This is a genomic window from Roseivirga misakiensis, from assembly GCF_001747105.1.
GTDB lineage: Bacteria > Bacteroidota > Bacteroidia > Cytophagales > Cyclobacteriaceae > Roseivirga > Roseivirga misakiensis.
Genome location: NZ_MDGQ01000005.1, coordinates 2,363,133 through 2,388,635, shown reverse-complemented (window position 1 = coordinate 2,388,635; position 25,503 = coordinate 2,363,133). Strand labels below are relative to the sequence as shown.

Genomic DNA, 25,503 nt, shown 5'->3' with positions numbered 1-25,503 from the left:
AAAAACCACTTTCAAACCCTTTGAGTCCTTCCTTTTTAGCGTCGAAAATACCTTTATATGAGGGCTTAGTAAATCGTTTTCCAATCGACGATTGCGATTGAAAATTTCAATTGCTTTTTACAAATCAAGTCCCTATTCAATTAGTAGAAGATTTTCAGGAAAAATATGTCCGAAAATGGTGACTATTTTGATTAGAATTGGGAACTAGAATGGCCAAATCAGGGCCTTAACGCAAAAGGCTGCTTAGAATATCCAAATTAATATTATTTATAATAATTCTAAATAAGATATTTGGCTTACAATAACGCTGCAACTGTTTGATAAACAGTCATTTGAAATGTCGTTTTGAGCGCTTAGTACCCGTAAAATGCCGTATAGTTTTAGTTTGAATTACGGCCATCCGATATTACCTTTGGCGCTAGATTTTCAACCTGAAGTAGGTCTGTGATTAAAAATGTATTTTACATGGTAGCGAAAACAACCATTGTCCGATTTGCGACAGCATGCTTGATGGTATGCTGTTTTGTTTTTTCTGGAGCAAATTTATATGCTCAGAGAGACGCTGTTCCCACCGATGAAGCCACAATCAATCTTGGTAAAAGTTTATTTAGTGAATACACTTGTAATACTTGCCATGCTGTTGGGTCAAAGAAGGTAGGGCCAGATTTAGCAGGAATTTATGATCGACGTGAAATTGAGTGGATCAACTCTTGGATAAGAAATTCCCAGGTAATGATTCAAAACGGTGATCCTCAGGCTGTAGCCTTGTGGGAAGAGTATAAACCGTCTGCTATGGCTGCCTTTGATCTTGATGATGATCAAATCATGGCAATTCTTGCTTACGTGAGGGATGCGGAGGAGAATCCTGATATTCCAGTTGCGGATACTAATGTTGGTACTCCAGGAGCTGGCGGATCAGGTGAAGGTGGAGTTCCTTCTGCCTATCTACAAATTATCATCGTGGTACTGATTATAGTATTGGTACTCATTCTTGGTGTATTAGGGCTCATCGTTAAATTGATGAGAAAATACATCCAAGATCAAAAAGATCTTTCTGAGCAGGATGAGGAAATTGCTAATGAGAAATTCAGCTTATCTGCCTTTGTAAAAAGCCCGACAGTAATTGGAATCATAACTTTCCTTGTCATTGTCCTGGCTGCGAAAAACGTTATCGACGGTTTGTATACTGTTGGAGTTCAGCAAGGATATGCTCCAAAGCAGCCTATCGCTTTTTCACACAAAATACATGCTGGACAATATGAGATTGATTGTCAGTACTGTCATACTGGAGTTGAGATTGGTAAATCTGCCAATATCCCCTCGGTTAACATTTGTATGAATTGCCATAGTCAGATTAAAACTGATTCTCCTGAAATCAAAAAGCTTTACACAGCACAGGAGACTGGCGAGCCTATCGAATGGGTACGGGTACACAACTTACCTGACTTGGCCTATTTTAATCACTCACAACACGTGAAAGTTGGGCAAATTGAATGTCAGACTTGCCACGGCGAGATTCAAGAAATGGAAGTAGTGAAGCAGCACGCTCCACTAACAATGGGTTGGTGTATAGATTGTCATAGAAATACGGATGTAAATTCTAAAGGCAATGGCTACTACAACAAATTGGTAGAGCTACATAACAAGAGCTCAAAGACGCCATTAAAAGTGGCTGATATCGGTGGTTTGGAATGTGCTAAGTGCCACTATTAATTGAATAGACGATTTCTTATTGATAGACAATGAAAGAAAATCAAAAAACATACTGGAAAGGAATAGAGCAATTGACAAACGATACAGAGTTTGTTAAAAAGAACGAAGGTGAATTTCCAGAATACCTTCCTGTTAGCGACGAAGGCGGTAACAGCAATCGAAGAGATTTCTTAAAATTAATGGGTTTCGGTATAGCCGCAGTATCTCTTGCTTCTTGTGAGGCTCCTGTGAGAAAGGCCATACCTTATTTAAATAAACCAGTTGATGTAGATCCTTCTATACCTAATTATTATGCATCTACCTATGTAAATGGCGGAGACGCGGTAAGCGTAGTCGTAAAAACTAGAGAAGGTAGACCTATTAAAGTTGAAGGCAACAAGTACAGTTCAATCGGTCAAGGTGGTACGAACGCTCAAGTAGAAGCGTCTGTATTGTCACTTTACGACAAAGAGCGACTTGTAGGCCCGATGAAAGAAGGCTACGAAGCAGATTGGGAAACAATTGATAAAGAAATTTCTGCCCAATTAAATAGCATAGCGGCCAAAGGTGGCCAAATTAGAATTATCAGCCAGTCTGTTTTAAGTCCGACGACTAAAAGAGCGGTTGGTGATTTTGTTTCAAAATTCCCTACAGCGAAGCATGTTACTTATGATGCGGCTTCAGCTTACGGAATCACCGAAGGAAATAGAAGATCTTTTGGCGAAGCTATGATACCATCATATGATTTCAGTAAAGCACATACAATAGTAAGTGTTGGTGCTGATTTCTTAGGTACATGGATTTCTCCAATTGAATTCACAAAACAATACAGCAAGACTAGAAAGATCAACGACCATCACAAAGAGATGTCTCGTCATTTCCAGTTTGAATCGAACCTATCCTTAACAGGTTCGAATGCGGATTACAGAACACCAATTAAACCATCTCAAGTAGGACCATTGGTAGCGGCCATGTATAATGGAATTGCTGCTAAGGCAGGTCAGGCAAGAGTAAGTGGTGGTGCGGCTGTAGATCACGCAGCCAAAGCGATTGAAGAGCTTTGGGCAAACAAAGGAAAGTCGCTTGTTGTGTGTGGATCTAACGATCCAATGGTACAAGTGCTCGTGAATGGTATTAATGCCATGTTGGGTAACTACGGTACTACTATCAATGCTAATGCTCCTGTACACTACCGTCAAGGTAATGACCAAGACATGAGTGCATTGGTAAAAGAAATGAACGGTGGGTCAGTTTCTGCTGTAATCTTCTTTAACTGTAATCCTTTGTACGATTCAGCTGACGCTAGTGCACTAGCAGCATCACTATCTAAAGTAGGCCTAACAGTTTCCACTTCCGATAGAATGGATGAAACAGCATCAGCCGTTAAATATGTAGCGCCTGATCATCATTATTTAGAGCAGTGGAACGACGCTGAATTGAGAGAAGGTCACTATAGTCTTCTTCAACCGACGATTGCACCAATCTTTAAAACTAGACAAGCTCCGGAGTCATTCTTGACTTGGGCAGGTCAGCCAGTTGAATACTACACGTATTTACAAAATAACTGGAGAGAGAATTTCTTCACGAAACAATCTGACACCTCTGATTTCCAAATGTTCTGGGATAAATCGCTTTTTGATGGCGTTTTTGAGACAGGAGGTAACAATAAAGATTTTACTTACAATACTGATGCTGCCACTGTTGCAGCGACTAGTATCAGTCAAAATTATAAGACTTCAGGTTCTGGCTTTGAACTAGCGCTTTACCAAAAAATGGGTATTGGCGATGGTTCGATGGCAAATAACCCTTGGTTACAAGAAATGTCTGACCCAGTAACGAAAGCTACTTGGGATAACTACTTGACCATGTCAATTGCGGATGCCACAGAAATGGGTATCACTTTAAAAGAGGGTGAAACGCAATTGGTTGACTTAACAGTGAATGGAACAACTATTAAGGTTCCTGTTCTTGTACAACCAGGTCAGGCAAAAGGTACTTTAGGTCTTGCAGTTGGATACGGTAGAACTAAAGCCGGTAGAGTGGGAAATGAAGTAGGTGTTAATGCATACCCATTCATTACAAAGCTAAATGGTGCCAATACCATGGATGTAATGGCAGGAGTAGGTGTAAGTGCAACTGGTGAAAGCTATAGAATTGCACAAACACAAACACACCAAACTTTCATGGGAAGAGAGAATGTGATCCAAGAGTCAATTCTTCCTGAATACAAGAAAGATAGCGATGCTGGAAGATGGCATCCGAAGATTTATAAAGAAGGTGAATATGTGAAGCCTTCTAAGATTACCCTTTGGTCTGGTCACGAGTATAGCAATCACCACTGGGCAATGACCATCGATATGAACTCTTGTACAGGTTGTTCTGCTTGTACCGTGGCTTGTCAGGCGGAAAATAATATTCCGGTTGTTGGTAAAGAGGAAGTATTGAATAGGAGAGAAATGGCTTGGATTAGAATCGATAGATACTATTCTGCCGCTAATCCTGCTGGTAGCAATAAAGAATTAGAATTAGCAGCTGAAAACCCTGAGGTTACTTTCCAACCGATGATGTGTCAGCACTGTAATAATGCACCTTGTGAGACTGTTTGTCCTGTTGCGGCAACTACACATAGTTCGGAAGGACTAAATCAAATGACTTACAACAGATGTATTGGTACAAGATATTGTGCGAATAACTGTCCTTACAAAGTCAGAAGATTTAACTGGTTCAAATACCACGACAACAGCAAGTTCGATAAGAACTTAGCGATGAATAACGATTTGGGTAAAATGGTATTGAACCCAGATGTTACGGTAAGAGCTAGGGGTGTAATGGAGAAATGTACGATGTGTGTACAGCGTATCCAAGCAGGTAAATTGACTGCTAAACGTGAAGGTCGTAGACCACAGGATGGTGAAATTCAAATGGCTTGTGCATCTGCATGTCCATCTGATGCATTGACTTTTGGTGATCTTAACGATCCGAATTCTGAAATCTCGAAGTTACTTCAGATTAAAGACAAAAAAGATGGTGAAGGCGCCACACAAAGAGAAGTGAATGAAGCGCGTGCTTACCATGTACTGGAAGAAATCAACGTCAGCCCGAATGTGTGGTACATGACTAAGATTAGAAATAAGGATAAATCAACTGAAGCTTAATTTTAAACCGAGAAGAATATGCAGGTTACTTCGTCAGTAAGAAAACCTTTAATCACAGGCGGTAAAACCGTTCATGATGTTACTGAAGACATCTGTCGCCAGGTTGAGGCTAAACCCTCAAAGCTGTGGGGAATGGCTTTTGGTATATCAGTGGTTACCCTTGGTATTGGGTTCCTAGCAGTTGCGGCCACCCTTTGGGATGGTATCGGCATGTGGGGATTAAATAAAACAGTAGGATGGGCCTGGGATATCACCAACTTTGTTTGGTGGGTTGGTATTGGTCACGCTGGTACGCTAATTTCAGCAGTACTACTCCTTTTCCGTCAGAAATGGAGAATGGCTATTAACAGGGCGGCTGAGGCAATGACAATTTTCGCAGTTATTTGTGCTGCTATGTTCCCAGTCTTGCACATGGGTAGACCATGGTTAGGTGCATATTGGGCCTTGCCACTTCCAAATACCTTTGGTTCCCTTTGGGTGAACTTTAACTCACCACTTCTTTGGGACGTATTCGCGATCTCTACTTATTTCTCTGTATCACTTGTATTCTGGTACCTCGGTTTAGTACCTGATTTCGCGACAATCAGAGATAGAGCATCCGGCTTAAGAAAAACTATTTATGGTGCATTATCATTGGGATGGGATGGCGCTGCAAAGACTTGGTCTAGATATGAGTCTGTATCATTAATCTTGGCAGGTTTAGCAACACCACTAGTACTTTCAGTACATACCATTGTATCCTTTGACTTTGCTACCTCAGTAATACCTGGATGGCACACCACGATTTTCCCACCATACTTTGTTGCTGGTGCGATTTTCTCAGGTTTCGCCATGGTATTAACCCTAATGCTTGTAACAAGAGCAGTATTTAAACTTCAAGATTACATTACTATTGAGCATATCGAACTGATGAACATCGTAATTATGGTGACAGGTTCGATCGTAGGTATAGCTTATATCACAGAGTTCTTTATCTCTTGGTATTCTGGTGTTCCTGCAGAGCAATATGCATTCTATAATAGAATGAATGGTCCTTACTGGTGGGCATATTGGTCTATGATGACTTGTAATGTGATTTCACCACAGCTATTCTGGTCTAAAAAGATCAGAACTAGCATTGCAGCAACTTTCATCATTTCCATCATTGTGAATATTGGTATGTGGTTCGAGCGTTTCGTAATTATCGTGACCTCGCTACACAGAGATTACCTGCCATCTTCTTGGGCAATGTTCTACCCAACGATTTACGACATGGGAGTGTACCTATTTACATTCGGTCTGTTCTTTACACTTTTCTTCCTTTTCGCGAAGTTCTTCCCTGTAATCAACATGGCTGAGGTTAAGAGTATTGTTAAATCATCTTCAGAAAAACAACCTGCATAATCATGAGCGACTCTAAAGACTTTATTATTGGCGTCTACGATGACGAAGATGTACTGTTAGATTCAGTAAGAAAGATTCGTGCGGCTGGACTTAAAATTCATGAGGTTTATACACCATTTCCAGTTCACGGACTAGATGATGAATTAGGTTATAAGAAATCCAGATTACCAATCGCTGCTTTCATGTTTGGTATGTTAGGAACCACTTTAGCACTTACCATGCAAATTTGGATGCTAGGTATCGACTGGCCAATGATTATTGGTGGTAAGAACTACGTAGCACTTCCAGACTTTGTACCAGTAACATTTGAGTTAACGGTACTCTTGGCAGCATTTGGCATGGTAGGTACATTCTTAGTTTCAAGCGATTTGAAACCTTGGAAAGATCCAAAGCTATTGGATATCAGAATCACTGATGACAGACACGTTTTGGCGATTGACTTGGCTAAAAATAAAGCCATGGACGTAGGTCAGATAGAAAGCGCGCTGAAGGACTCAGGTGCTTTAGAAGTCAATGAAAAGAAAGTTGAAGAATAAGCTTAAGATAGTTATGATCCATAAATTAAAAGCTTTAGTTCCCCTAGTACTTGTAGTTGTGATTTCTGCATGTACGGCCAAAGGAGATAATCCTGGCTTGGAATATGCCCCACAGATGTATCACTCTGTACCTTACGAGCCACTGACTCAAATTGTCGATGAAGACAGAGGGCAATGGTTGAGTAATAGGGAAGATGGAAAAGGAGAATTTTATAACTCTAATCCGAACAATCCAAATAGACAAAATGTAAGACAACCAGTAGCAGGAACGGTGAGAAGAACTGCGGATGGAATGCTGCCATATCGATTCGAAAAAGCTGATTTGGTTGCAGCTGCCCAAGTTGAAAATCCACTTCCTGATACACCAGAAATTAAAGCTGAAGGTAGAAGGTTGTACAACTTATATTGTGACCACTGTCATGGATCTAAAGGACAAGGTTCAGATGCCGAAGGCACTGACGCAAAAGTAGGACAGGTGTACTTAGGAGTTCCAGCCTACAATTCAGCAGCTAAAAGAGACTTGTCACAAGGACATGTATTTTATGTAATTACTCATGGTTATGGACGAATGATGCCTCATGCATCACAAATCAGCCAAGAGAAGCGATGGAAAATCGCTAGATATGTAAAAGAATTACAGCAACAGTAACAGATAAAGAATAGTAAAATGTCGAAAGAAGTATTTGATTTTAACGGTGGACTAAAAAGGAAGCTAGTTATTGCTTTTATAGTAGGCGCTGTGCTGTTGGCTGTAGGAGCAATGTTGCCAAGTGGTGGCCATGGAGAAGCAGAAGGTGATCATACAGAGCTAGCGAGCGCTGACGATCATGGCAGTGACCATGCAACCTCTGAAAAGTCTGAAGGCGATCACCATGAAGCAGAAGCTAGTCATGGAGAAAGTGATGGACACGCAGTGGAAGGTGATCACGGTGGTGGCCACGAAAAATCTTGGTTTGATAGGTTTAAAGTAGATTTCTGGATTAATAATATCTATTTCACCGGGCTAGCATTAATTGGCTTGTTTTTCTTTGCAATACAATATGCGGCTCAAGCAGGATGGTCTGCTTATATTATTAGAATACCACTGTCAATGGCACACTGGATACTCCCAGCGGGTGTTTTAATGATTGCAACCTTCCTATTGTTCAGTCATGATATATTTCACTGGACACATGCGGATTTGTACCCAGAGTTTCTTGAAGATGGGTCAATCAATACACATTTCGATGCATTGATTGCTGGAAAGAGTGGGTTCTTTTACTTGTTATCTGAACCAGGGACTTTCCCAGTATTCTTCGTACTCAGAATGGTAGTTTTCTTTGCCGCTTGGTACTTCCTATTTAAAAAGTTGAGAGACCTATCTAATTTGGAAGATCAAATGGGTGGAGATTCTTACTGGTACAAACTCAGAAGATATTCAGTAGCCTTCTTATTAGTGTTTGCTGTTTCTTCATCTGTTTCCGCTTGGGACTGGGTAATGTCGATTGACGTTCACTGGTTCTCGACCATGTTTGGTTGGTACGTATTCGCTAGTTGGTTTGTAGCTGGTCTAGCATTGATTACGCTAATCACGGTGTTATTGAAAGAAGCTGGTTACTTAACACAAGTTACAGCTAACCACTTGCATGACCTAGGTAAGTTTGTATTTGCATTCAGTATTTTCTGGACTTATATCTGGTTCTCGCAGTTCTTACTGATTTATTACGCAAATATTCCTGAGGAATCTGTGTACTTCGTTGAGCGTATGATCAGCGATAAATATGCACCGGTATTCTTTGTGAATTTGATCATGAATTTCTTCTTCCCATTCTTGTGCTTAATAACAAGGGATGCGAAGAGGTTGAATGTATTCTTGAAAATTGCCTGTATTGTGATCATACTTGGTCACTGGGTTGATTTTTACTTAATGATTACTCCAGGAACGTTAGGTGAGTCTGGTTCATTCGGGTTAACCGAAATCGGAATGTATTTAATGTTTGGGGCAGCATTCTTATTTGTTGTCATGAAAGCATTATCGTCTTATGCACTTGTGCCTAAGAATCACCCAATGTTGGAAGAAGCAAAACATCACCATATTTAAAAAATAGATTAAATAACAATATGTTCGTTTTCTATATAGCACTTGCGGTTTTCTTAGTTGTCGCTATTCTACTAGTGATCTTCAGGATCAGTAGATTATTCGACATTGTGAAGGGAACAGGGGATAAAGTTGTAACCGGAAGTAATAATACCAATGCAGTCATGATGATTGTGTTCATGGTAATGTTCTTTGGTCTATCAATTTGGTATTCATGGGCTAATTACGATGCCTATACACCACCGGTAGCGTCTGAACACGGTGAGTTAACTGATAAATTGTTTTGGAGAACAATGTGGATTACTGGTTTGGTATTCGCCGTAACCAATATTCTATTATTCATTTTCTCTTATAAGTACAGATATCAGGAAAATAGAAAAGCGGAATTTTATCCGCATAATAATAAGCTAGAGGTAATCTGGACGGGTATTCCTGCCATCGTATTAACATGGCTGGTGATTACAGGCTGGATGGCTTGGGACGGTATCATGAGTGAAGCGCCGGAAGAGTCTGAGCAAATAGAAATAATGGGGTACCAATTTCAATGGTCTCTTAGATATGGTGGTATCGATAACCAAGTAGGAGATTTCGATTACCGACTAATAGACGCAGTAAATGCTCATGGTCAGGATCTAACTGACAGGTCTAATTTCGATGACTTTATTTCAAACAGTCTGGTAATTCCTAAAGGAGAGCCTGTATTACTTAAGATTAGAGCAAGAGATGTACTACACAGTGTATTTATTCCTCATATGAGAGTGAAAATGGATGCTGTGCCAGGTATGCCAACTCAATTCTGGTTTGTAGCGAACAAAACTACAGCTGAGATGAGAGTTGAGGAGGGGAATCCAGAATTCAATTATGAATTGGCTTGTACTGAGGTTTGTGGAAAAGGACACTTTAGTATGAAGAAGAATGTATTGGTTTTGGAGCCAGAGGAGTATCGTGAGTGGAAGGCAGACCAAGAATCTTGGCTTTCTAAACATCCAGAATACATGAGTCAGGTGCCTGAAGATTTGAAAGAACTGGCACTAGTAACAACAGGTATAAACGAATAAAAAGAAAAATAATCATTGAATATGGCAACTACAGCAGCACATATCGATGTTCATGCACATGAGGAGGATCATCACGATCACGACCATGAGCAGTCATTCGTATCAAAATATATTTTCTCAATGGACCATAAGGTCATTGCGAAGCAATTTCTTATCACAGGTATTTTCTGGGCCATCATCGGTGCAGCAATGTCTGCGATTTTCAGATTACAGCTAGGTTTTCCTGAAGCTGATCTTGGTTGGTTAAAACCATTATTAGGTAGATGGATTTCTGAGACAGGACAATTAGATCAAGAATTCTACTTAGCCCTAGTAACTATGCATGGTACCATTATGGTATTCTTTGTATTAACGGCTGGTTTAAGTGGAACATTCTCAAACTTCCTAATTCCGTTACAGATTGGTGCTAGAGATATGGCATCAGGCTTTATGAACATGTTATCGTACTGGTTCTTCTTCTTATCAGGCGTTACAATGTTTATATCGCTGTTCTTAGAAACAGGACCTGCATCAGGAGGTTGGGTAGTTTATCCACCGCTTTCCGCCATTCAAACGGCCATGCCAGGTTCTGGTATGGGTATGACCCTATGGCTGGTAGCAATGGTGTTCTTTATTGTGTCTTCGCTGCTGGGAGGTATCAACTACATTACAACGGTAATTAACTTGAGAACACAAGGAATGACCTTCTCAAGGTTGCCATTAACAATTTGGGCCTTCTTTTTAACAGCGATCATTGGTGTACTTTCATTCCCAGTATTATTTGCTGCGGCACTTTTATTAGTGTTCGATAGGAGCTTCGGTACGTCATTCTATTTATCTGAAATATATATTGGAGGAGAGGCACTATCTAATGTAGGTGGTAGCCCGATTCTATATCAACATTTATTCTGGTTCCTAGGTCACCCTGAGGTATACATTGTATTACTTCCGGCACTAGGTATTACATCAGAAATTATAGCGACAAACTCTAGAAAGCCAATCTTTGGTTATAAAGCCATGATTGTTTCTATGTTGGGTATTACATTCTTGTCATTTATTGTATGGGCACACCATATGTTTGTGTCAGGATTGAATCCTTTCTTAGGGTCAATCTTCATGTTCTTGACATTAATTATCGCGGTACCATCTGCGGTGAAGGTATTTAACTACCTAACGACTTTATGGAGAGGTAACATCATATTTACACCAGCCATGTTGTTCTCAATTGGTTTAGTGTCAGTATTTATCTCTGGAGGTATTACAGGTATATTCCTAGGTAACTCGGCCATCGATATTCAGCTACACGATACTTACTTTGTAGTGGCTCACTTCCACCTCGTAATGGGTGCAGCATCGGCATTTGGATTACTAGCAGGTGTTTATCACTGGTTCCCTAAAATGTTTGGTCGTATGATGAACGCGAAATTGGGTTATATCCATTTCTGGCTAACGTTCATAGGTATTTACTCTGTGTTCTTCCCAATGCACTACATAGGTATTGCAGGGTTCCCAAGAAGATACTACTCGTTTACAAACTTTGAAGCGTTTAGTGGTTTTACTGACTTGAACATGTTCATCTCAGTAGCAGCTATTGCGACTTTCGTAGGACAGTTTATATTCCTTTTCAACTTCTTCTACAGTATGTATAGAGGTAGAAAAGCACCAGCTAACCCTTGGAAGTCTAATACACTAGAGTGGACGACTCCGATTGAACCAGGACACGGAAACTGGCCAGGTGAGATTCCTAAAGTATACAGATGGCCTTACGATTACTCTAAGCCAGGTGCGGAAGATGATTTCATTCCTCAGCACATACCGTTCTCAGAAACGCTTGAGTCGAATCTTCCTCATGAGAATGATTTGATTGCATTGGAGAAAGAAGATGCGGAAGCGGAGATCGTAGTGGATGCAAATAGCGGACACTAAACAGAGACTGTTTAGACGGTTTACTGCCGTCACCATCATAGCTGTTTATTTATTAATAGCAATTGGTGGAATAGTAAGAAGTACAGGTTCAGGAATGGGATGTCCCGACTGGCCTAAATGTTTCGGAAGTTGGGTGCCTCCTACGAGTGTTGACCAACTTCCGAAAGACTATAAAGAAGATTATGTTCAGCAACGAATTGCGAAGAATGTAAAATTCGCCAAATACTTAACTGCCTTGGGATTTGATGACTTGGCTTATCAGGTTGAAAACGATCCAAGTATTCTTGAAGAAGAAGATTTCAATGCAGTAAAAACCTGGGTAGAATATGTAAACCGCTTGATAGGTGCGGTTATCGGCCTACTGATCTTCGGTACTTTTGTACTGTCGACCAGATACTGGAAGAAAGATAGACCCATCACAGTTCTTTCATTTATTGCATTTGTATTGGTTGGTTTCCAAGGTTGGATCGGATCGATCGTAGTAAGTACAAATCTGCTTCAGTGGATGATTACCATTCACATGTTGTTAGCCATACTGATTGTATGCTTATTGATTTACGTCTACTTCAGATCGAAAAGAAATGACTTTGATACCATAACTGATGATTCTTCAAAATTGAAATGGATAACCATTGCTTGCTTGACATTGACATTAGTACAAATTGTACTAGGTACACAAGTAAGAGAGGGAATAGACGAAATAGCAAAGATTGCCGCACGTAATGAGTGGATAGAAAACCTAGGTTTAACATTCCTCATTCATCGATCATATTCTATAGCGCTTTTGGTTTTACATGTTTATCTGTTTTTCCTTTTATCTAAGAATCACCAGCTAAAAGTCGCTATGAAGTGGCTAGTAGCTATTGTCGGAATAGAAATTCTGAGTGGAGCTATAATGGCATATTTCAGCGTACCAGCATTTATTCAGCCAATACATTTGTTGTTAGGGACATTAATCATAGGTGTGCAGTATTATCTGTTACTCCGTATTAACCATAAAAAAGAGTTTGCTTGAGATGATATCAGGTAATTCAGCAAATATTAAAGTATCGACTGTTTTGGCACAAAAGGCCAAAGCGTATATCGAGTTGACTAAGATGCGACTTTCATTGTTGGTGTCTTTTTCATCTGCTTTTGGTTATACCCTTGCCATGGGAGGAAGGGTAGATTGGTTGCAACTGACTATGCTCTTTGTTGGAGGATTTCTGATCAGTGGTGCTTCTTGTACAGTGAACCAAGTTTGGGAGCAAGAGTACGATAAACTGATGAAGCGAACTCAATCAAGGCCAATTCCGACGAACAGACTATCAGGATCAGAAGCACTATGGTTTGCGGGAATATTGGCGACTGTTGGACTATACGTCTTAATGATTTCTACCAACTGGTTAACCGTAGGCTTAGCCACGCTATCCATGGTGTTGTATAGTTTTGTTTATACACCGCTCAAAAGAGTCGGGCCGATCGCTGTTTTTGTGGGCGCTATCCCAGGGGCTTTACCACCATTATTGGGATGGACTGCAGCTACAGGCGATATTAACCATGCAGCTCTAATAATATTCGGAATCCAATTTATTTGGCAATTTCCTCATTTCTGGGCCATCGCATGGGTTTCAGATGAAGATTACAAAAAGGCTGGATTCAAACTTTTACCTGTTAAAGGTGAAAAGGACATGAAGACAGCATTTCAAATAATGACATATACCCTGTTTTTAATTCCTATGGGCTTACTGCCGACCTATTTTGGTTTAACTGGAATAAACTCAGGTGTAGTGGCCACCATTTGTGGTGTCCTATTTTTAGCATCTACTATTAAGTTGATGCGCGATCCGTCGAGAAAATCGGCTTTAAGGATTATGTTCGGCTCATTTTTATATCTGCCTATCGTTCAAATTGCTTACCTATTAGATATAGTAAACTGATGACAGAAGATTATAAACTTGTAGACGCGCCATTGCAGCAACCGCTGGCAATGCATCCTAAGAAGTTCGCCATGTGGTTGTTCATCGTTACGGTGGTAATGATATTCGCCGCCTTTACGAGTGCTCATATAGTAAGGCAAGCAGATGGAGATTGGTTAATCTACGATATACCACAAATGTTATGGTATACATCGGCGATTATCTTGGTGAGTAGTGTTACAATGCAGTGGGCATACCTTGCTGCGAAAAAGGATAAACTAGAGCAGGTCAAATTGGCCTTGTCTCTTACGATGATACTCGGTATTGCTTTCATATATGGGCAATTCCAAGCTTGGGGTCAGTTGGTAGATGCAGGTGTGTTTTTTGTCGGTAACCCCGGCGGGAGCTTCATTTATGTGTTTACAGGGCTTCATGTATTACACTTAGTAAGTGGAATATTATATTTGTTATATATGTTAATCGCTTCCTTCAAGTATAAGGTGCACTCAAAGAATATGTTGAACATGGATATGTCAACTACGTTCTGGCACTTTCTAGGAGGTTTGTGGATTTATTTATTCATTTTTTTATTGCTGAATCATTAATTAAACTGTTCTATGGCAACTACTGCTACAGTAAGTAAAAGAGTCTTGTGGGGAGGAGGAATGGAACCTCTCAAAGCGAGCTATGGTAAGCTGATGATGTGGTTTTTTCTACTATCAGATGCATTTACCTTTTCTGGTCTCTTAATTACTTATGCCTTTCTAAGATGGAGTGCTCCTGCTTATAAAGGTGATCCGGAAGCGTTCACATTTTCTACAGAATACTGGCCAATTCCTGAAAAGGTCTATGAGGCTTTTCCTGGTTTTCACGGTGTTGAATTGCCACTGGTATTCGTAGGTCTAATGACTTTCATCCTGATTCTAAGTTCCGTGACAATGGTACTAGCCGTAGAAGCTGGTCATAGAATGGATAAGAAAAATGTGGTGAAGTGGATGTTATGGACCATTATAGGTGGTTTTGCCTTTTTAAGCTGCCAAGCTTGGGAATGGTCTCACTTTATCTCAGGAACAGACGTAGCCACTATTGGCGATGTGTTGATCAATGGTATTTGGGTTACTGACTATGAAATTGTAGGCGCTAACTTGAATTATAGTCAATACGGGCCGCCAGCATTTGCGGCACTGTTCTTCTTCATTACAGGATTCCACGGCTTCCATGTATTTTCTGGAGTCGTATTTAATATTCTTATCTTCTTCAATGCTGCTAACGGCATGTATGAAAGAAGAGGACATTACGAGATGGTCGAAAAGGTTGGTTTATACTGGCACTTTGTAGACCTCGTATGGGTATTTGTATTTACATTCTTCTATTTGATCTGACAGACTTTTTATCATGGAACAAACAACAACTAACGTAGTCGTTCAACCGGCACAAAAGAGTGTAATTAGAGGCATTTGGAAAATTGCCTTGTTCATGGCACTGATTACAGCTGTAGAGTATCTCTTCGCTTTTCTAATGGATGCAGGAACCCTAAGGTCAATCATATTCATTGGCTTAACGATTTGGAAAGCATTCTTCATTGTATCAGAATTCATGCACTTGGGGCATGAAGTAAAAGGATTGATGTATTCAGTAGTACTACCAATGATTTTCATCGTTTGGTTGATCGTAGCACTTGTAAACCTAGAAGGTGCTGCTGTTAAAGATGCTAGAGGAATTGTTGATGTAGATCAACCTTCGACAGAACACGTTGAAAGTGACCATTAACTTTAAGAATTTATATTGTTAACAAGGAATCAGGTCATTTACGTGGCCTGATTTTTTAGTTTTTATGCCATGAGAAAAAAAGGTGTATTTCTGTTTTTGCTGATTATACTTCCAGCCGCGATTTTTGTTTTTCTTAAAATTTTCGGACGAAACGAATTTACAATTCCAGTTTACTACGAACAGGGTTTAACAGATTCTTTACCTACACCATGTTTGGATAGAACTCCTCAACAGTATATTGTAAATAATGAGTTTGTACCTCAGGGTGGATTGAAAGTTATTCACTTTGAGCGATTAGACGGACCCGTATTAAAAACCCGATTAGAAGCATTAGAAAGAGTTCAAGATGTTTTCTATGATGAGAAAGATATCGCCTTGTCTACATTTCTTAATGGGAACTCAATCCAAAAGTCAGACATCACGGATTACGATAAGAGAATTCAATTCTTAGATCAATTTTGGACGATTAATCAACTCGATTCTACCCGATGGTCAAACCTAAAATACTGTAGCATGGCTATGAGTAACCTAGATAATAGGGTGGTTTTAGTGGATGGAGAAAATAAGATTAGAGGGTACTATAATATTTTAGAAAGAGAGGAAACAGATCGCCTCATTTTAGAGTTAAGGATTTTAAAATCAAAGTAGTCATCGCATGGCCGAACAAAAGAAATCTATGTTTTGGATCAAGCTACTATCTGTAGCTATTCCATTGGCGGTAGCCGTGTTATTAGGTCTGCCAACCAAACTTGATTTAGGGGACTGGGTTTACACGCTGCCACATGTCATCGGCGGTATCAACACTCTAACATCTATTTGTTTAATTCTGGCTTTTGTTTTTGTCAAGAAGAAGAATATTGAACTTCACAAGAAATTCAATGGTGCGGCTTTTATACTAGGCGCCATCTTTCTATTGTGCTATGTTACTTACCATGCTAGTGCGGAATCTACATCTTACGGAGCTGAAGATGCTTCTAAGTATGTCTATTTCTTCTTTTTACTTACCCATATAGCATTGTCAATAGGCGTTGTGCCGTTGGTATTACTCGCGTTTTATTACGCATTGAACGGAATGATAGATCGGCATAAAAAGATCGTAAAATATACGTTTCCAATCTGGCTATATGTATCAGTAACTGGTGTTATTGTTTATTTAATGATCAGTCCATATTATACACATTAAGTGGGATATGAATACTTTGAGCACTAAATTTGTACTATGCTAAAACAGTTAAAGAGATCCTTCTTTTTAATAATAGCCTTGGTTTTTATCAATGCTAATGTATTTGCACAATGTGCTATGTGCCGCGGTTCGGTAGAGTCGACAGTAGCCGCAGGTGAAACATCTATGGCTTCAAATCTTAACCTTGGAATCCTTTACTTATTCTTTGCACCCTACACATTGGTATGTCTAATTGCCTATTTGTGGTATAAGAAAAGCAGAAGAAATGTCAACAAAGTCCAAAGGTCTAGCGGTATTGCAGGGTAAATGTCCTCAATGTAGAGAGGGTCACCTTTTTACTCACGGAGCATACAACTTAAAAAACTTTATGAAAACACGAACACACTGCGAAGTGTGTAATGTGAGATTTGAGAAGGAACCACGATTTTTTGACGGGGCTATGTACATCAGTTACGCATTCTCCGTTGGGTTGTTTTTAGTGAGTGCATTCATCATTTATGCATTCTTTCATCCTGTTTCTGAAAATGTTTACCTCATCGCGATAATTTCGGAAGTATTTTTGCTGTATCCGCTAATGTTCCGATACGCTCGAATTTTTTATCTGTATATCTTCGGTGGACTGAAGTACAAAAGTGAATTAGAGCGAACGGAAAATAATTAGTAGATTCCGTTTATACCCTAGTTGCATCTAGATTTTGAGCTTAACAAAAGGATTTTTTGGTACGAACAAATTCCTAATTGTCAGTATACTTTTACTGATGATCACGCTCGTAATTGACGAGGCTATATTTTCTGATCAGAAAAGGAGAGTAGACCCGCAAGAACAAATCACAGAAAACCTTCATTTAGAACTTAATCGCCTCGACGATCACATTGAGTCAATCAGTAACGATGCTATCGTAGATTTAAATCGGCTTTTTAATCGATTTAAGCCCGATGAAGAGTTGCCTTACTTTATCTATGAAAATGGAAATGTTATTTATTGGAGTACCAATAGCTTCGTTCCAAAATATGGTACGTTGGACGGCACCTATATTTATCGATTCATCGACCTAAAGAGCGGACAGTTTATCGCTCGGCGAAAAGTGATTAATAGTGCCGAAAATAGAATCGTTGAGATATATGCGCTTTTACCACTCTCGTCGGTCGTACCACTAAATAAGTCTTTTGAAGAGTTTGGTTTAAATGGAAAGATCTTTGGCCGTTCTTCATTTGCGCTCGCGGATACTGAAAGCAATCCTAACCTCAATATCTATTCTCCACAAGGGACCTTCCTGTTTTCGTTTAGCGGAACGGAGCGAATGAAAATTGACTACCCTAGTTTTTCAACCTTCATTTTTATTCTTTACCTCATTGCCATCGTGGCCTTTATCTGGTCGGGCTTTTTATATAGCCAGAAATTGGTTGAACATAATCGGCCTTATTTTGCATTGGCACTAGTGACCTTGTTTCTCTTAGTTACAAGGCTAAGTATGCTTCGGTACGAATATCCATTAAGCATCATCGAATGGTCACTATTCGAACCAGATAGTTATGCATCTAGTTGGTGGCAACCGTCATTAGGAGATTTCATACTAAACCAGATTGCCATTTTAGTTGTGGTGAGTTATGGGTACACCGTGTTTGTCAAGCGATTAATGCATAGAGCGCAAACTAAGTTAATCCATACCATCCTACCACTGGTCGTTTTGGTGGCAGCGTTGTTATACTTTATTTCGCAACTTGAATCTTTGCTGGTTAACTCACAATGGTCTTTTGATGTGGCCAAAGATATCAGCTTTACGCCTTTCAAAGTCATTGTCTATTTCGCCCTATTCATTGTCGCGATCACACCATTTCTTATCGGCCAGTATCTTAGCAAATCTTATCGCCTGATTGAAAATGGAAGAGTGGTGAATATACTCTTAGTAACCCTTTTGTTGCTCAGTATCGCTATTGGTTTGATCTTCGAAATGCAAGTAGCGCTGATTCTGAGTATGCTATTCGGTTACCTGTTAATCGTTTATAACTTTAAGCTATCCGATCAACTGGATAAAGTAAACTATTCGACGTTCCTCTATTTTTTTATTGCTGCATTTTTGATGGCCTCCGTTAGTACGGCTATTCTAACCACACATATCGTCGAGGATAACATTCAAGAGAAGCAAAGTCAAGCCACAAGGCTAATGACTAAGAATGATCTATTGGCTGAGTTTCTGTTATCACAAGCAAAAGAAAACATAAAGGACAATATTGCGATTCAAACAGGAATCTCAAGTCCATTTACCCCAAAAGAGCCGATCAGACAAGTTATTCAGCGGAAATACTTGGGCGATTATTTCGATAAATATGAAATAGAGATTCTTCTTTTTAATGGCCGAGGTAGAGCGATAAATAGCAATACATATGATAGCTATCAAGGATTAAGGAAGCAATATGCTGTCCCAGCGAACGGAACCGATTTTGAAGGTTTATATCACTTTAGGCAGAGTTATCCTTTTACGGTAAATCAATACATACTTTTCAATGAGATTAAGCGCTACAATGCTACGGTTGGGTATATCATCATCAAACTCGATAGAAAAGAGCAGTTGAACAACAGTATTCTCCCGAGGCTGTTGCTGGACGAAACTTTTGAGGCCAACCAAGAAGAGAACTTTGACTATGCTTTTTATGATGCTTCGGGCCTCTCTTCAAGCAGTGGGAACTTTAATTACCAGCGCTACTTTAATGTAAGTCGTCTAGCAAATCCAGCTTTATATGAGGAAGGCTTAATCATAGACGGTTACCATCATTTGGCAGTTCGAAGCGATGGAAATGATACCTATGTGATCAGTAATCCAGTTTACCCGACAAAATACCTAATCACCAACTTCGCGCTATTCTTTTTACTCATGGTAGCGGCTATCATCATGATTTTTGGCGTGAGTGGAGTGTTCTATAATATCAGAAAAACAAGTACTACAATATCTGCCAAGATTCAGATACTGCTGAATTTCGCCTTTTTCTTACCATTAATCATCGTAAGCATAGTCGTGCTTCGGTTAGTGAATAAAACAGTCGAAGAAAAGATCGAAACCCAGTATCTATCAATTACGGAAAGCGCCGCAAATAACTTAGCCAATCAGCTACAAGCATTTCTAGAAGGCCAAAATGAGAATAACGAAACGTTAGAAAGTAGAATTACCGAAATAAGTCAATATGCTCAGGCCGACATCAACCTGTTTAATATCAATGGACGCCTGATAGCAACCAACCAAAGGCTCATATTTGAAAATGACCTGCTGGCATCTTTTGCAAATCCAAATGCTATGGCCAATATCGCGGAGTCTGGAAACAAGGAACAACTCAGTGAAGAGCGAGTAAGGGATTTAAGGTATAAAGCGACATTTTTTGGAATTCGATCCAACGAAGACGATAGGTTGTTAGGGATACTCAGTATGCCATTTTTCGAATCCGAAAAGCAGCTGAAATCTGAACAACGAGATATTCTGTCAAACATATTGAATGCCTTTACATTCATCTTCGTCATCTTCGTGATTCTCTCGTTTTTGGCCTCACGAATCTTGACCTATCCTTTTAAATACTTGACACAAAGGATCAAGTCTACGACGTTTTCTACGCTCAACGAACCATTGGAGTGGCAAGCCAACGATGAGATCGGTTTGATGGTTCGGGAATACAATAAGATGCTCCTGAATTTAGAGAAGAGTAAAAAAGCACTAGCCATGAGCGAAAAGGAGAGTGCTTGGCGTGAAATGGCCCAACAAGTAGCGCACGAAATTAAAAACCCATTGACACCAATGAAGCTAAAACTTCAACATCTAAAAAGAGTGCTAGCCCAAGCTCCAGATGTTAGTTCAGACTTCAATAAGCCAATCGATAGTCTTTTAAGCCAAGTGGAAACGTTGAGCGATATTGCCACCTCGTTCTCGTCATTTGCTAAAATGCCTATTCCGATCAGTGAACGGCTGGACTTGGTAGAAGAATTAAGGAAAGCTGTCCGACTGTTTAAAGGAGATAACATCACCCTAAATACAAATATTCCAAAGCAACCCGTTTGGGTATTAGGAGACACCAAGTTACTGGGGAGAATTTTCAATAATCTGATTTTAAATGCTGCTCAAGCCGTACCAAAAGATATGTCAGCAACACTCTCAATTGAAGTAATTGTGACACATAATAAGGCACGTATAACCTTTGAAGATAACGGAGCAGGTATTCCTGACGACATCAAGGAGAAGATTTTTATTCCTAAATTTAGTACGAAGGAAGAGGGCTCTGGAATAGGTTTAGCTATTGCCAAACGTGGGGTAGAACATGCCGGTGGGAGTATTTGGTTTGATTCAACTCTTGGAAGGGGTACCACCTTCTATTTGGAGTTTCCGCTAACCGATTGAATGTGCTTCGTGGTTTAATAACCTTTTTACTGATTTTTCTCTTTTCTGGCCTGTTAAAAGGGCAGACAAACGAGACGTGTAAATGGGTTGAAACCTTCGATGAACCGATCGTTTTGGACTCGCTCACGGTGTACCCTGAGTCAATTTATATCAAGGCACCCTCAAACGATATCCAATTTAAGTTTGAGCTTAGCAAAAACACCATCCTCATCCCAAAGCAAGGCGTAGACTCGGTACTGGTTTGCTATAAAACACTCCCATTTGATTTGCATACCCCGAAGGCAAATAAGACTTTGGATATCTATGATTCCACGGCGCTTTTTAAAGATGCCATCCGATTTCAACAACAATTAGCCCTCCCCAAACGAGAAGAGATCATTACCACTGAAAACATCACTAAAACCGGGAGTATTACACGAGGAGTGTCTTTTGGGAATAGGCAAGATGTTTTCGTCAACTCCACACTGAATCTTCAAATGGAAGGCCAGTTAACGGATAAAGTGAATTTAAGAGCCGTGATTACCGATCGAAATGTGCCCTTTCAGCCAGAGGGAAATACCCAACAACTACAGGACTTCGATAATGTATCGATAGAATTGTATAACGATAAATTTTCGTTGAGAGCAGGTGATGTTGTGTTGAGAAATGGGAGATCCAATTTTCTCCGATTTTATAAAAATGTTCAAGGGGCGCAGTTTAAATCCAACTATGAATTGAGCGGTGGTTTTAAAGCAGAAACAAGTTTTGCAGGTTCTGTGGCAAAAGGCCGTTTTGCCTCGATCTCAATTGATCCAATTGAAGGAGTATTGGGTCCATATAGAGTTAGAGGCCCGCAGAATGAGCGCTTTATCATAATTCTAGCAGGTTCAGAGAAGGTTTTTATTGATGGAGAGTTGCAAACCCGTGGTTTTGACAATGACTACGTAATTGACTATAACCTAGGCGAAATCACATTTACTAACAAAGTCTTGATCACCAAGTTTACCCGTATCCGGGTAGATTATGAATTTTCTGATCAGAATTATACGAGGTCTATATTTCAAGCTAGTCATTATCAGTCCAATGACGTTGTGAATTTTAGCTTCAACTTCTACAATGAAAAGGATAACAGGAATCAACCACTAGCCTTTGACTTAACAGGAGATGAAAAAAGGATTTTGGCCAATGCAGGTGATAATTTGGATCAAGCCATAACGAGTAGAGCCGATAGCGTAGGGTTTACGCAAGACATCATTCTATACCGACGGACTACTGGGTTTGATGCCGGTAATAATCCATTCGATATTTTTCAATACTCCACCAATCCCGACAGTGCTTTTTTCAATGTCCAGTTTACCGAAGTTGGGGCAGGAATGGGTAATTACGTTTTGTTAACTTCTACAGCCAATGGTCGCATTTACGAGTGGATAGCACCAATAAATGGGGCTCCTCAAGGAAACTATGAACCAGTGTCGGTGCTCAATGCACCTAACCAAAAATCCATGATTACCCTTGGAGCGGGTGTAAAACTAAACGACTATGATCAACTGGAGACTGAAGTTGCATTTTCTAAAAATGACTTAAACCTTTTCTCTGAATTAGATGCTGAAGATGACGATGGCAGTGCTATCAAATTGATCTATAGAAGTGTAGATAGACCCGTAAGACTACTACCCGATTATAAATTGAATTCAGAAGTTTCTTTTGAGAGAGATAACGAGTCTTTTTCATTCATCGATCGGCTTAGGTTTATTGAATTTGATAGGGATTGGAGTTTTAACCCAACTCAAATTTCAGAGCCTGCTGCTGAGAACCTTCTGGATGCAAACTTTAACTTAACAAAGGACAACGCGAATCGATTTGACTATCGAATGGTTTATCGGAAACGTGGCAACACCTTGGGAGTCAATGGATTTCAGCATTATTTGAAGTTTTCCAAATCGTTGGGGAAGTTTCAAACTAATTTGGACGCGTTCTTCATGAGCAATGATCAAGTTACGTTAAACTCATCGTGGAATAGAGTGAGGTTAGACGTGGCTTATGGCAGCAAATGGTTCACGCCAGGTTATCGATATCGGCAAGACCGAAACCAAGTGAAAAGGGTAGATGATCAGGCTATTATTAGTACTGCTATGAATTTTACTGAGCATACGTTTTACCTTAAAAATTCAGATACGCTCAAAACTACCTATGGTATAGACTATCAGTTTCGAGAAGATAGGCTGCCGATTAATGGGACACTGCTGGATAATAATCGATCGGAGACCTGGAATGCATTTTTCAGAACCAACATCAACAGTACAAATAGGCTTTATCTGTTGTTCACCTATAGAAACCTTGAAAACTTAAATGAGTCTGGTGAGAATACGAATGATGAAACCGTCATGGGGAGATTGGATTGGACGGGATCGTTTTTCGATCGGGTGATACAAACAGAGTTGAATTATAACCTTTCCAACAGTCGAGAACTGAGGCGTGAATTTATTTTTATTCTAGTGCCGACGGGACAGGGTACGCATACTTGGCGAGATGATAACAGCGATGGTATTCAAGACTTAAACGAATTCTATATCGCAATTAATCCAGATGAGAAGAACTATGCTAAAATTTTCGTACCCACCGACACCTTCGAAGAGGCCTTTAATACAATCATTTCTTATCGATTTAATTTGAATCTACCGCGGTCTTGGAGAAAGGAGAGTGGGTTTAAAAAGTTTGTTTCGCATTTCTCAAACGTGACCGCTTGGTCGCTCAATAGTAAGATCACAGATGACAATTTGGGAAATAGGTTGTGGCCTGTTAATGTCCCCGATGACGCTACGCTGGCTCTGAACGAAAGTGTTAGGTCTACGCTTTTCTTTAACAGGTCGAATGCCAAATTTGGAGCAGATATCGGTATTGCTCAGATTGAGAATAAACAGCTTTTGCTCAATGGTTTTGAAAAGAGGGCCAATAAGGATGTCAGGATGCACGTGCGTTGGAACATAAACAGAAATGTAAACCTAGATATCAATTACATTGATGGCAGTAGAGGAAATACCTCTAACGTACTAACCCAGCGCAACTATCAGGTAGAACAATCCACTGTACAGCCCTCATTATCTTGGCAACCTTTTAACAGTTTTAGGTTTACTGGAAGGCTATCTAGGAAGGATAAACAAAACTTGTTTGTTGAAGGAGAAGGTGAAACCGCACTTTTGAATGAAATTGAACTGAATATGCGTTATTCAAAGGCGACAAAAACGACTATAAGCAGTACTTTTTCATTTGTGGACATCGATTTTCAAGGCGTTGAAAATACACCCGTAGGTTATGAGCTTTTGGAAGCACTTAGGCCAGGCCAGAACCTAACTTGGAATATAAATTGGCAACAGAAACTAGGAAAAGGGCTACAATTAATCTTAAGATACGACGGTCGAAAGTCGGCGGAAAGCCGCGCCGTTCATTTTGGTAGGGTACAAGTGAGCGCTCTCTTCTAAAATCTTTCTACTAAAAAAGTATAATAACCCATAGCCGAAAATGGCTTTTAGACACTTGATTTCTACTGATTTGACTTAATTTAGTTATCCTAAAGTCAAATCTCATGAAGAAGCTTCAACACCTTTCATTCATCGCAATTCTGCTAACAGCCTTTGTCAATACATCTTTCAGTCAGGGTAGTCAGATATTTGTAGACCAGTCTTGGTTGCAAAACCACCAATCTGACGCCAATCTGGTCTTGTTGCATGTAGCGGATCAAAAGTCATATGACGCTGGCCATATTAAAGGTGCACAGTTAATTAATCCTCCAGAATTTACTGTAGTAAGGGATGGTTTATACTGGGAACTTCCTGAGACTTCTAAAATGGATTCTACGCTAGCGTCTAAAGGCATAAATACTGATTCAAGGATTGTGCTCTATTATGGAGGAGATGATCATGCGGCTACTTTTAGGCTTTTCTTTACCTTGGATTATTTCGGTTTAGCCGATCGTGTAAGCATTTTAGACGGTGGCCTAAAAGGCTGGAAATCGAACAATCTGCCTATTACTAAGGAACAACCTACAGTTGAGCCAACCTCAATCGGAACAGTGAAGCTCAAAAGGTCTAAAAAGATAAAAGTCGATAAAAAATACGTTCGTAAGTCGGCTGATAAAGGTGATATCAACCTCATAGATGCTAGAAGAGCCACTTTCTATAGTGGGTCAGAGTATGGGAATTATAAAAGAGGTGGGCATATTTTAGGAGCAGGAAATATTTGTTGGTTAGATGTGGTCGATGAAAATATGTTTATCAAAGACAAATCAGTATTGGATCAAATGTATCAATCTCAAGGCGTTGCCGATGGCGAGCAAGTTGTGGCTTATTGTCATGTGGGCTTGAGAGCATCTACCATTTATACACTTGCCAAGTATCTAGGTTATAGCGCTCGTTTATACGATGGCTCTTTTAATGAGTGGGATACGCTTCCTGAAGAGTATAAAGTCGAGAATGGTAAATAAAGGCTTCT

General features: G+C 39.9%; 20 protein-coding genes. All 20 read left to right on the top strand.

What is annotated here, in order from left to right; genetic code table 11:
- Nucleotides 1-465: 465 nt before the first annotated feature.
- The 20 genes from BFP71_RS18090 to BFP71_RS18000 all read left to right on the top strand — a co-directional run bounded on the left by BFP71_RS18090 (nt 466) and on the right by BFP71_RS18000 (nt 25,495).
- A complete protein-coding gene (locus tag BFP71_RS18090; protein WP_069837158.1) occupies nt 466-1,713 on the top strand; it encodes a cytochrome c3 family protein in 1,248 nt (415 codons plus the stop codon).
- Between the two features lie 29 nt (nt 1,714-1,742).
- Complete coding sequence (locus BFP71_RS18085) at nt 1,743-4,847, top strand: TAT-variant-translocated molybdopterin oxidoreductase (RefSeq protein WP_069836812.1); 3,105 nt, start codon at nt 1,743-1,745, stop codon at nt 4,845-4,847.
- Nucleotides 4,848-4,865: 18 nt separating this feature from the next.
- Complete coding sequence (gene nrfD, locus BFP71_RS18080; protein WP_069836811.1) at nt 4,866-6,230, top strand: NrfD/PsrC family molybdoenzyme membrane anchor subunit; 1,365 nt, start codon at nt 4,866-4,868, stop codon at nt 6,228-6,230.
- A 2-nt stretch (nt 6,231-6,232) separates the two neighbouring features.
- A complete protein-coding gene (locus BFP71_RS18075) occupies nt 6,233-6,766 on the top strand; it encodes a DUF3341 domain-containing protein (RefSeq protein WP_069836810.1) in 534 nt (177 codons plus the stop codon).
- Nucleotides 6,767-6,779: 13 nt separating this feature from the next.
- Nucleotides 6,780-7,415 carry a c-type cytochrome gene (locus tag BFP71_RS18070; protein ID WP_069837157.1) on the top strand — a complete coding sequence of 212 codons (636 nt, stop codon included), beginning with the start codon at nt 6,780-6,782 and terminating at the stop codon, nt 7,413-7,415.
- A gap of 18 nt (nt 7,416-7,433) precedes the next feature.
- Entirely contained in the window at nt 7,434-8,846 is a 1,413-nt protein-coding gene (locus tag BFP71_RS18065; protein WP_069836809.1) for a quinol:cytochrome C oxidoreductase, read from the top strand.
- 20 nt (nt 8,847-8,866) lie between these two features.
- Nucleotides 8,867-9,901: a cytochrome c oxidase subunit II gene (locus tag BFP71_RS18060; RefSeq protein WP_069836808.1), complete on the top strand. Its 1,035-nt coding sequence runs from the start codon at nt 8,867-8,869 to the stop codon at nt 9,899-9,901.
- A gap of 21 nt (nt 9,902-9,922) precedes the next feature.
- Nucleotides 9,923-11,806 (top strand): cytochrome c oxidase subunit I, encoded by a 1,884-nt coding sequence (locus BFP71_RS18055; protein ID WP_069836807.1) that lies wholly within the window; start codon nt 9,923-9,925, stop codon nt 11,804-11,806.
- On the top strand, nt 11,787-12,821 hold the full coding sequence (locus BFP71_RS18050; RefSeq protein ID WP_069836806.1) for a COX15/CtaA family protein: 1,035 nt from the start codon (nt 11,787-11,789) through the stop codon (nt 12,819-12,821). The genes BFP71_RS18055 and BFP71_RS18050 overlap by 20 nt, the downstream gene beginning before the upstream one ends.
- Nucleotide 12,822: 1 nt before the next feature.
- The gene (cyoE, locus tag BFP71_RS18045) at nt 12,823-13,725 is read left to right on the top strand and encodes a heme o synthase (protein WP_069836805.1); all 903 of its coding nucleotides are present in this window, start codon (nt 12,823-12,825) and stop codon (nt 13,723-13,725) included.
- Nucleotides 13,725-14,309 carry a cytochrome c oxidase subunit 3 gene (locus tag BFP71_RS18040; protein WP_069836804.1) on the top strand — a complete coding sequence of 195 codons (585 nt, stop codon included), beginning with the start codon at nt 13,725-13,727 and terminating at the stop codon, nt 14,307-14,309. Before cyoE ends, BFP71_RS18040 begins: the two co-directional genes overlap by 1 nt.
- A 12-nt stretch (nt 14,310-14,321) precedes the next feature.
- Nucleotides 14,322-15,086 carry a cytochrome c oxidase subunit 3 gene (locus BFP71_RS18035; protein WP_069836803.1) on the top strand — a complete coding sequence of 255 codons (765 nt, stop codon included), beginning with the start codon at nt 14,322-14,324 and terminating at the stop codon, nt 15,084-15,086.
- A 13-nt stretch (nt 15,087-15,099) separates the two neighbouring features.
- A complete protein-coding gene (locus BFP71_RS18030) occupies nt 15,100-15,474 on the top strand; it encodes a cytochrome C oxidase subunit IV family protein (protein ID WP_069836802.1) in 375 nt (124 codons plus the stop codon).
- Between the two features lie 69 nt (nt 15,475-15,543).
- The gene (locus BFP71_RS18025; RefSeq protein WP_069836801.1) at nt 15,544-16,122 is read left to right on the top strand and encodes a hypothetical protein; all 579 of its coding nucleotides are present in this window, start codon (nt 15,544-15,546) and stop codon (nt 16,120-16,122) included.
- 7 nt (nt 16,123-16,129) lie between these two features.
- Complete coding sequence (locus BFP71_RS18020) at nt 16,130-16,657, top strand: DUF420 domain-containing protein (RefSeq protein WP_069836800.1); 528 nt, start codon at nt 16,130-16,132, stop codon at nt 16,655-16,657.
- A 36-nt stretch (nt 16,658-16,693) separates the two neighbouring features.
- Nucleotides 16,694-16,963 carry a hypothetical protein gene (locus tag BFP71_RS19190; protein ID WP_176723386.1) on the top strand — a complete coding sequence of 90 codons (270 nt, stop codon included), beginning with the start codon at nt 16,694-16,696 and terminating at the stop codon, nt 16,961-16,963.
- Nucleotides 16,964-17,024: 61 nt separating this feature from the next.
- Nucleotides 17,025-17,318 carry a DUF983 domain-containing protein gene (locus BFP71_RS18015; protein WP_176723385.1) on the top strand — a complete coding sequence of 98 codons (294 nt, stop codon included), beginning with the start codon at nt 17,025-17,027 and terminating at the stop codon, nt 17,316-17,318.
- 97 nt (nt 17,319-17,415) lie between these two features.
- Nucleotides 17,416-21,036, top strand: a complete 3,621-nt coding sequence (locus BFP71_RS18010; protein ID WP_069836798.1) for a sensor histidine kinase — start codon at nt 17,416-17,418, stop codon at nt 21,034-21,036.
- A 2-nt stretch (nt 21,037-21,038) separates the two neighbouring features.
- Entirely contained in the window at nt 21,039-24,494 is a 3,456-nt protein-coding gene (locus BFP71_RS18005; RefSeq protein ID WP_141719803.1) for a hypothetical protein, read from the top strand.
- 104 nt (nt 24,495-24,598) lie between these two features.
- The gene (locus tag BFP71_RS18000; protein WP_069836796.1) at nt 24,599-25,495 is read left to right on the top strand and encodes a sulfurtransferase; all 897 of its coding nucleotides are present in this window, start codon (nt 24,599-24,601) and stop codon (nt 25,493-25,495) included.
- Nucleotides 25,496-25,503 lie beyond the last annotated feature (8 nt).

Excerpts from the sequence above, each read along its gene's own strand:
- BFP71_RS18090 (WP_069837158.1), top strand. The coding sequence starts at position 466 with ATGGTAGCGAAAACAACCATTGTCCGATTTGCGACAGCATGCTTGATG.
- BFP71_RS18085 (WP_069836812.1), top strand. The coding sequence starts at position 1,743 with ATGAAAGAAAATCAAAAAACATACTGGAAAGGAATAGAGCAATTGACA.
- nrfD (WP_069836811.1), top strand. The coding sequence starts at position 4,866 with ATGCAGGTTACTTCGTCAGTAAGAAAACCTTTAATCACAGGCGGTAAA.
- BFP71_RS18075 (WP_069836810.1), top strand. The coding sequence starts at position 6,233 with ATGAGCGACTCTAAAGACTTTATTATTGGCGTCTACGATGACGAAGAT.
- BFP71_RS18070 (WP_069837157.1), top strand. The coding sequence starts at position 6,780 with ATGATCCATAAATTAAAAGCTTTAGTTCCCCTAGTACTTGTAGTTGTG.
- BFP71_RS18065 (WP_069836809.1), top strand. The coding sequence starts at position 7,434 with ATGTCGAAAGAAGTATTTGATTTTAACGGTGGACTAAAAAGGAAGCTA.
- BFP71_RS18060 (WP_069836808.1), top strand. The coding sequence starts at position 8,867 with ATGTTCGTTTTCTATATAGCACTTGCGGTTTTCTTAGTTGTCGCTATT.
- BFP71_RS18055 (WP_069836807.1), top strand. The coding sequence starts at position 9,923 with ATGGCAACTACAGCAGCACATATCGATGTTCATGCACATGAGGAGGAT.
- BFP71_RS18050 (WP_069836806.1), top strand. The coding sequence starts at position 11,787 with ATGCAAATAGCGGACACTAAACAGAGACTGTTTAGACGGTTTACTGCC.
- cyoE (WP_069836805.1), top strand. The coding sequence starts at position 12,823 with ATGATATCAGGTAATTCAGCAAATATTAAAGTATCGACTGTTTTGGCA.
- BFP71_RS18040 (WP_069836804.1), top strand. The coding sequence starts at position 13,725 with ATGACAGAAGATTATAAACTTGTAGACGCGCCATTGCAGCAACCGCTG.
- BFP71_RS18035 (WP_069836803.1), top strand. The coding sequence starts at position 14,322 with ATGGCAACTACTGCTACAGTAAGTAAAAGAGTCTTGTGGGGAGGAGGA.
- BFP71_RS18030 (WP_069836802.1), top strand. The coding sequence starts at position 15,100 with ATGGAACAAACAACAACTAACGTAGTCGTTCAACCGGCACAAAAGAGT.
- BFP71_RS18025 (WP_069836801.1), top strand. The coding sequence starts at position 15,544 with ATGAGAAAAAAAGGTGTATTTCTGTTTTTGCTGATTATACTTCCAGCC.
- BFP71_RS18020 (WP_069836800.1), top strand. The coding sequence starts at position 16,130 with ATGGCCGAACAAAAGAAATCTATGTTTTGGATCAAGCTACTATCTGTA.
- BFP71_RS19190 (WP_176723386.1), top strand. The coding sequence starts at position 16,694 with ATGCTAAAACAGTTAAAGAGATCCTTCTTTTTAATAATAGCCTTGGTT.
- BFP71_RS18015 (WP_176723385.1), top strand. The coding sequence starts at position 17,025 with ATGAAAACACGAACACACTGCGAAGTGTGTAATGTGAGATTTGAGAAG.
- BFP71_RS18010 (WP_069836798.1), top strand. The coding sequence starts at position 17,416 with ATGATCACGCTCGTAATTGACGAGGCTATATTTTCTGATCAGAAAAGG.
- BFP71_RS18000 (WP_069836796.1), top strand. The coding sequence starts at position 24,599 with ATGAAGAAGCTTCAACACCTTTCATTCATCGCAATTCTGCTAACAGCC.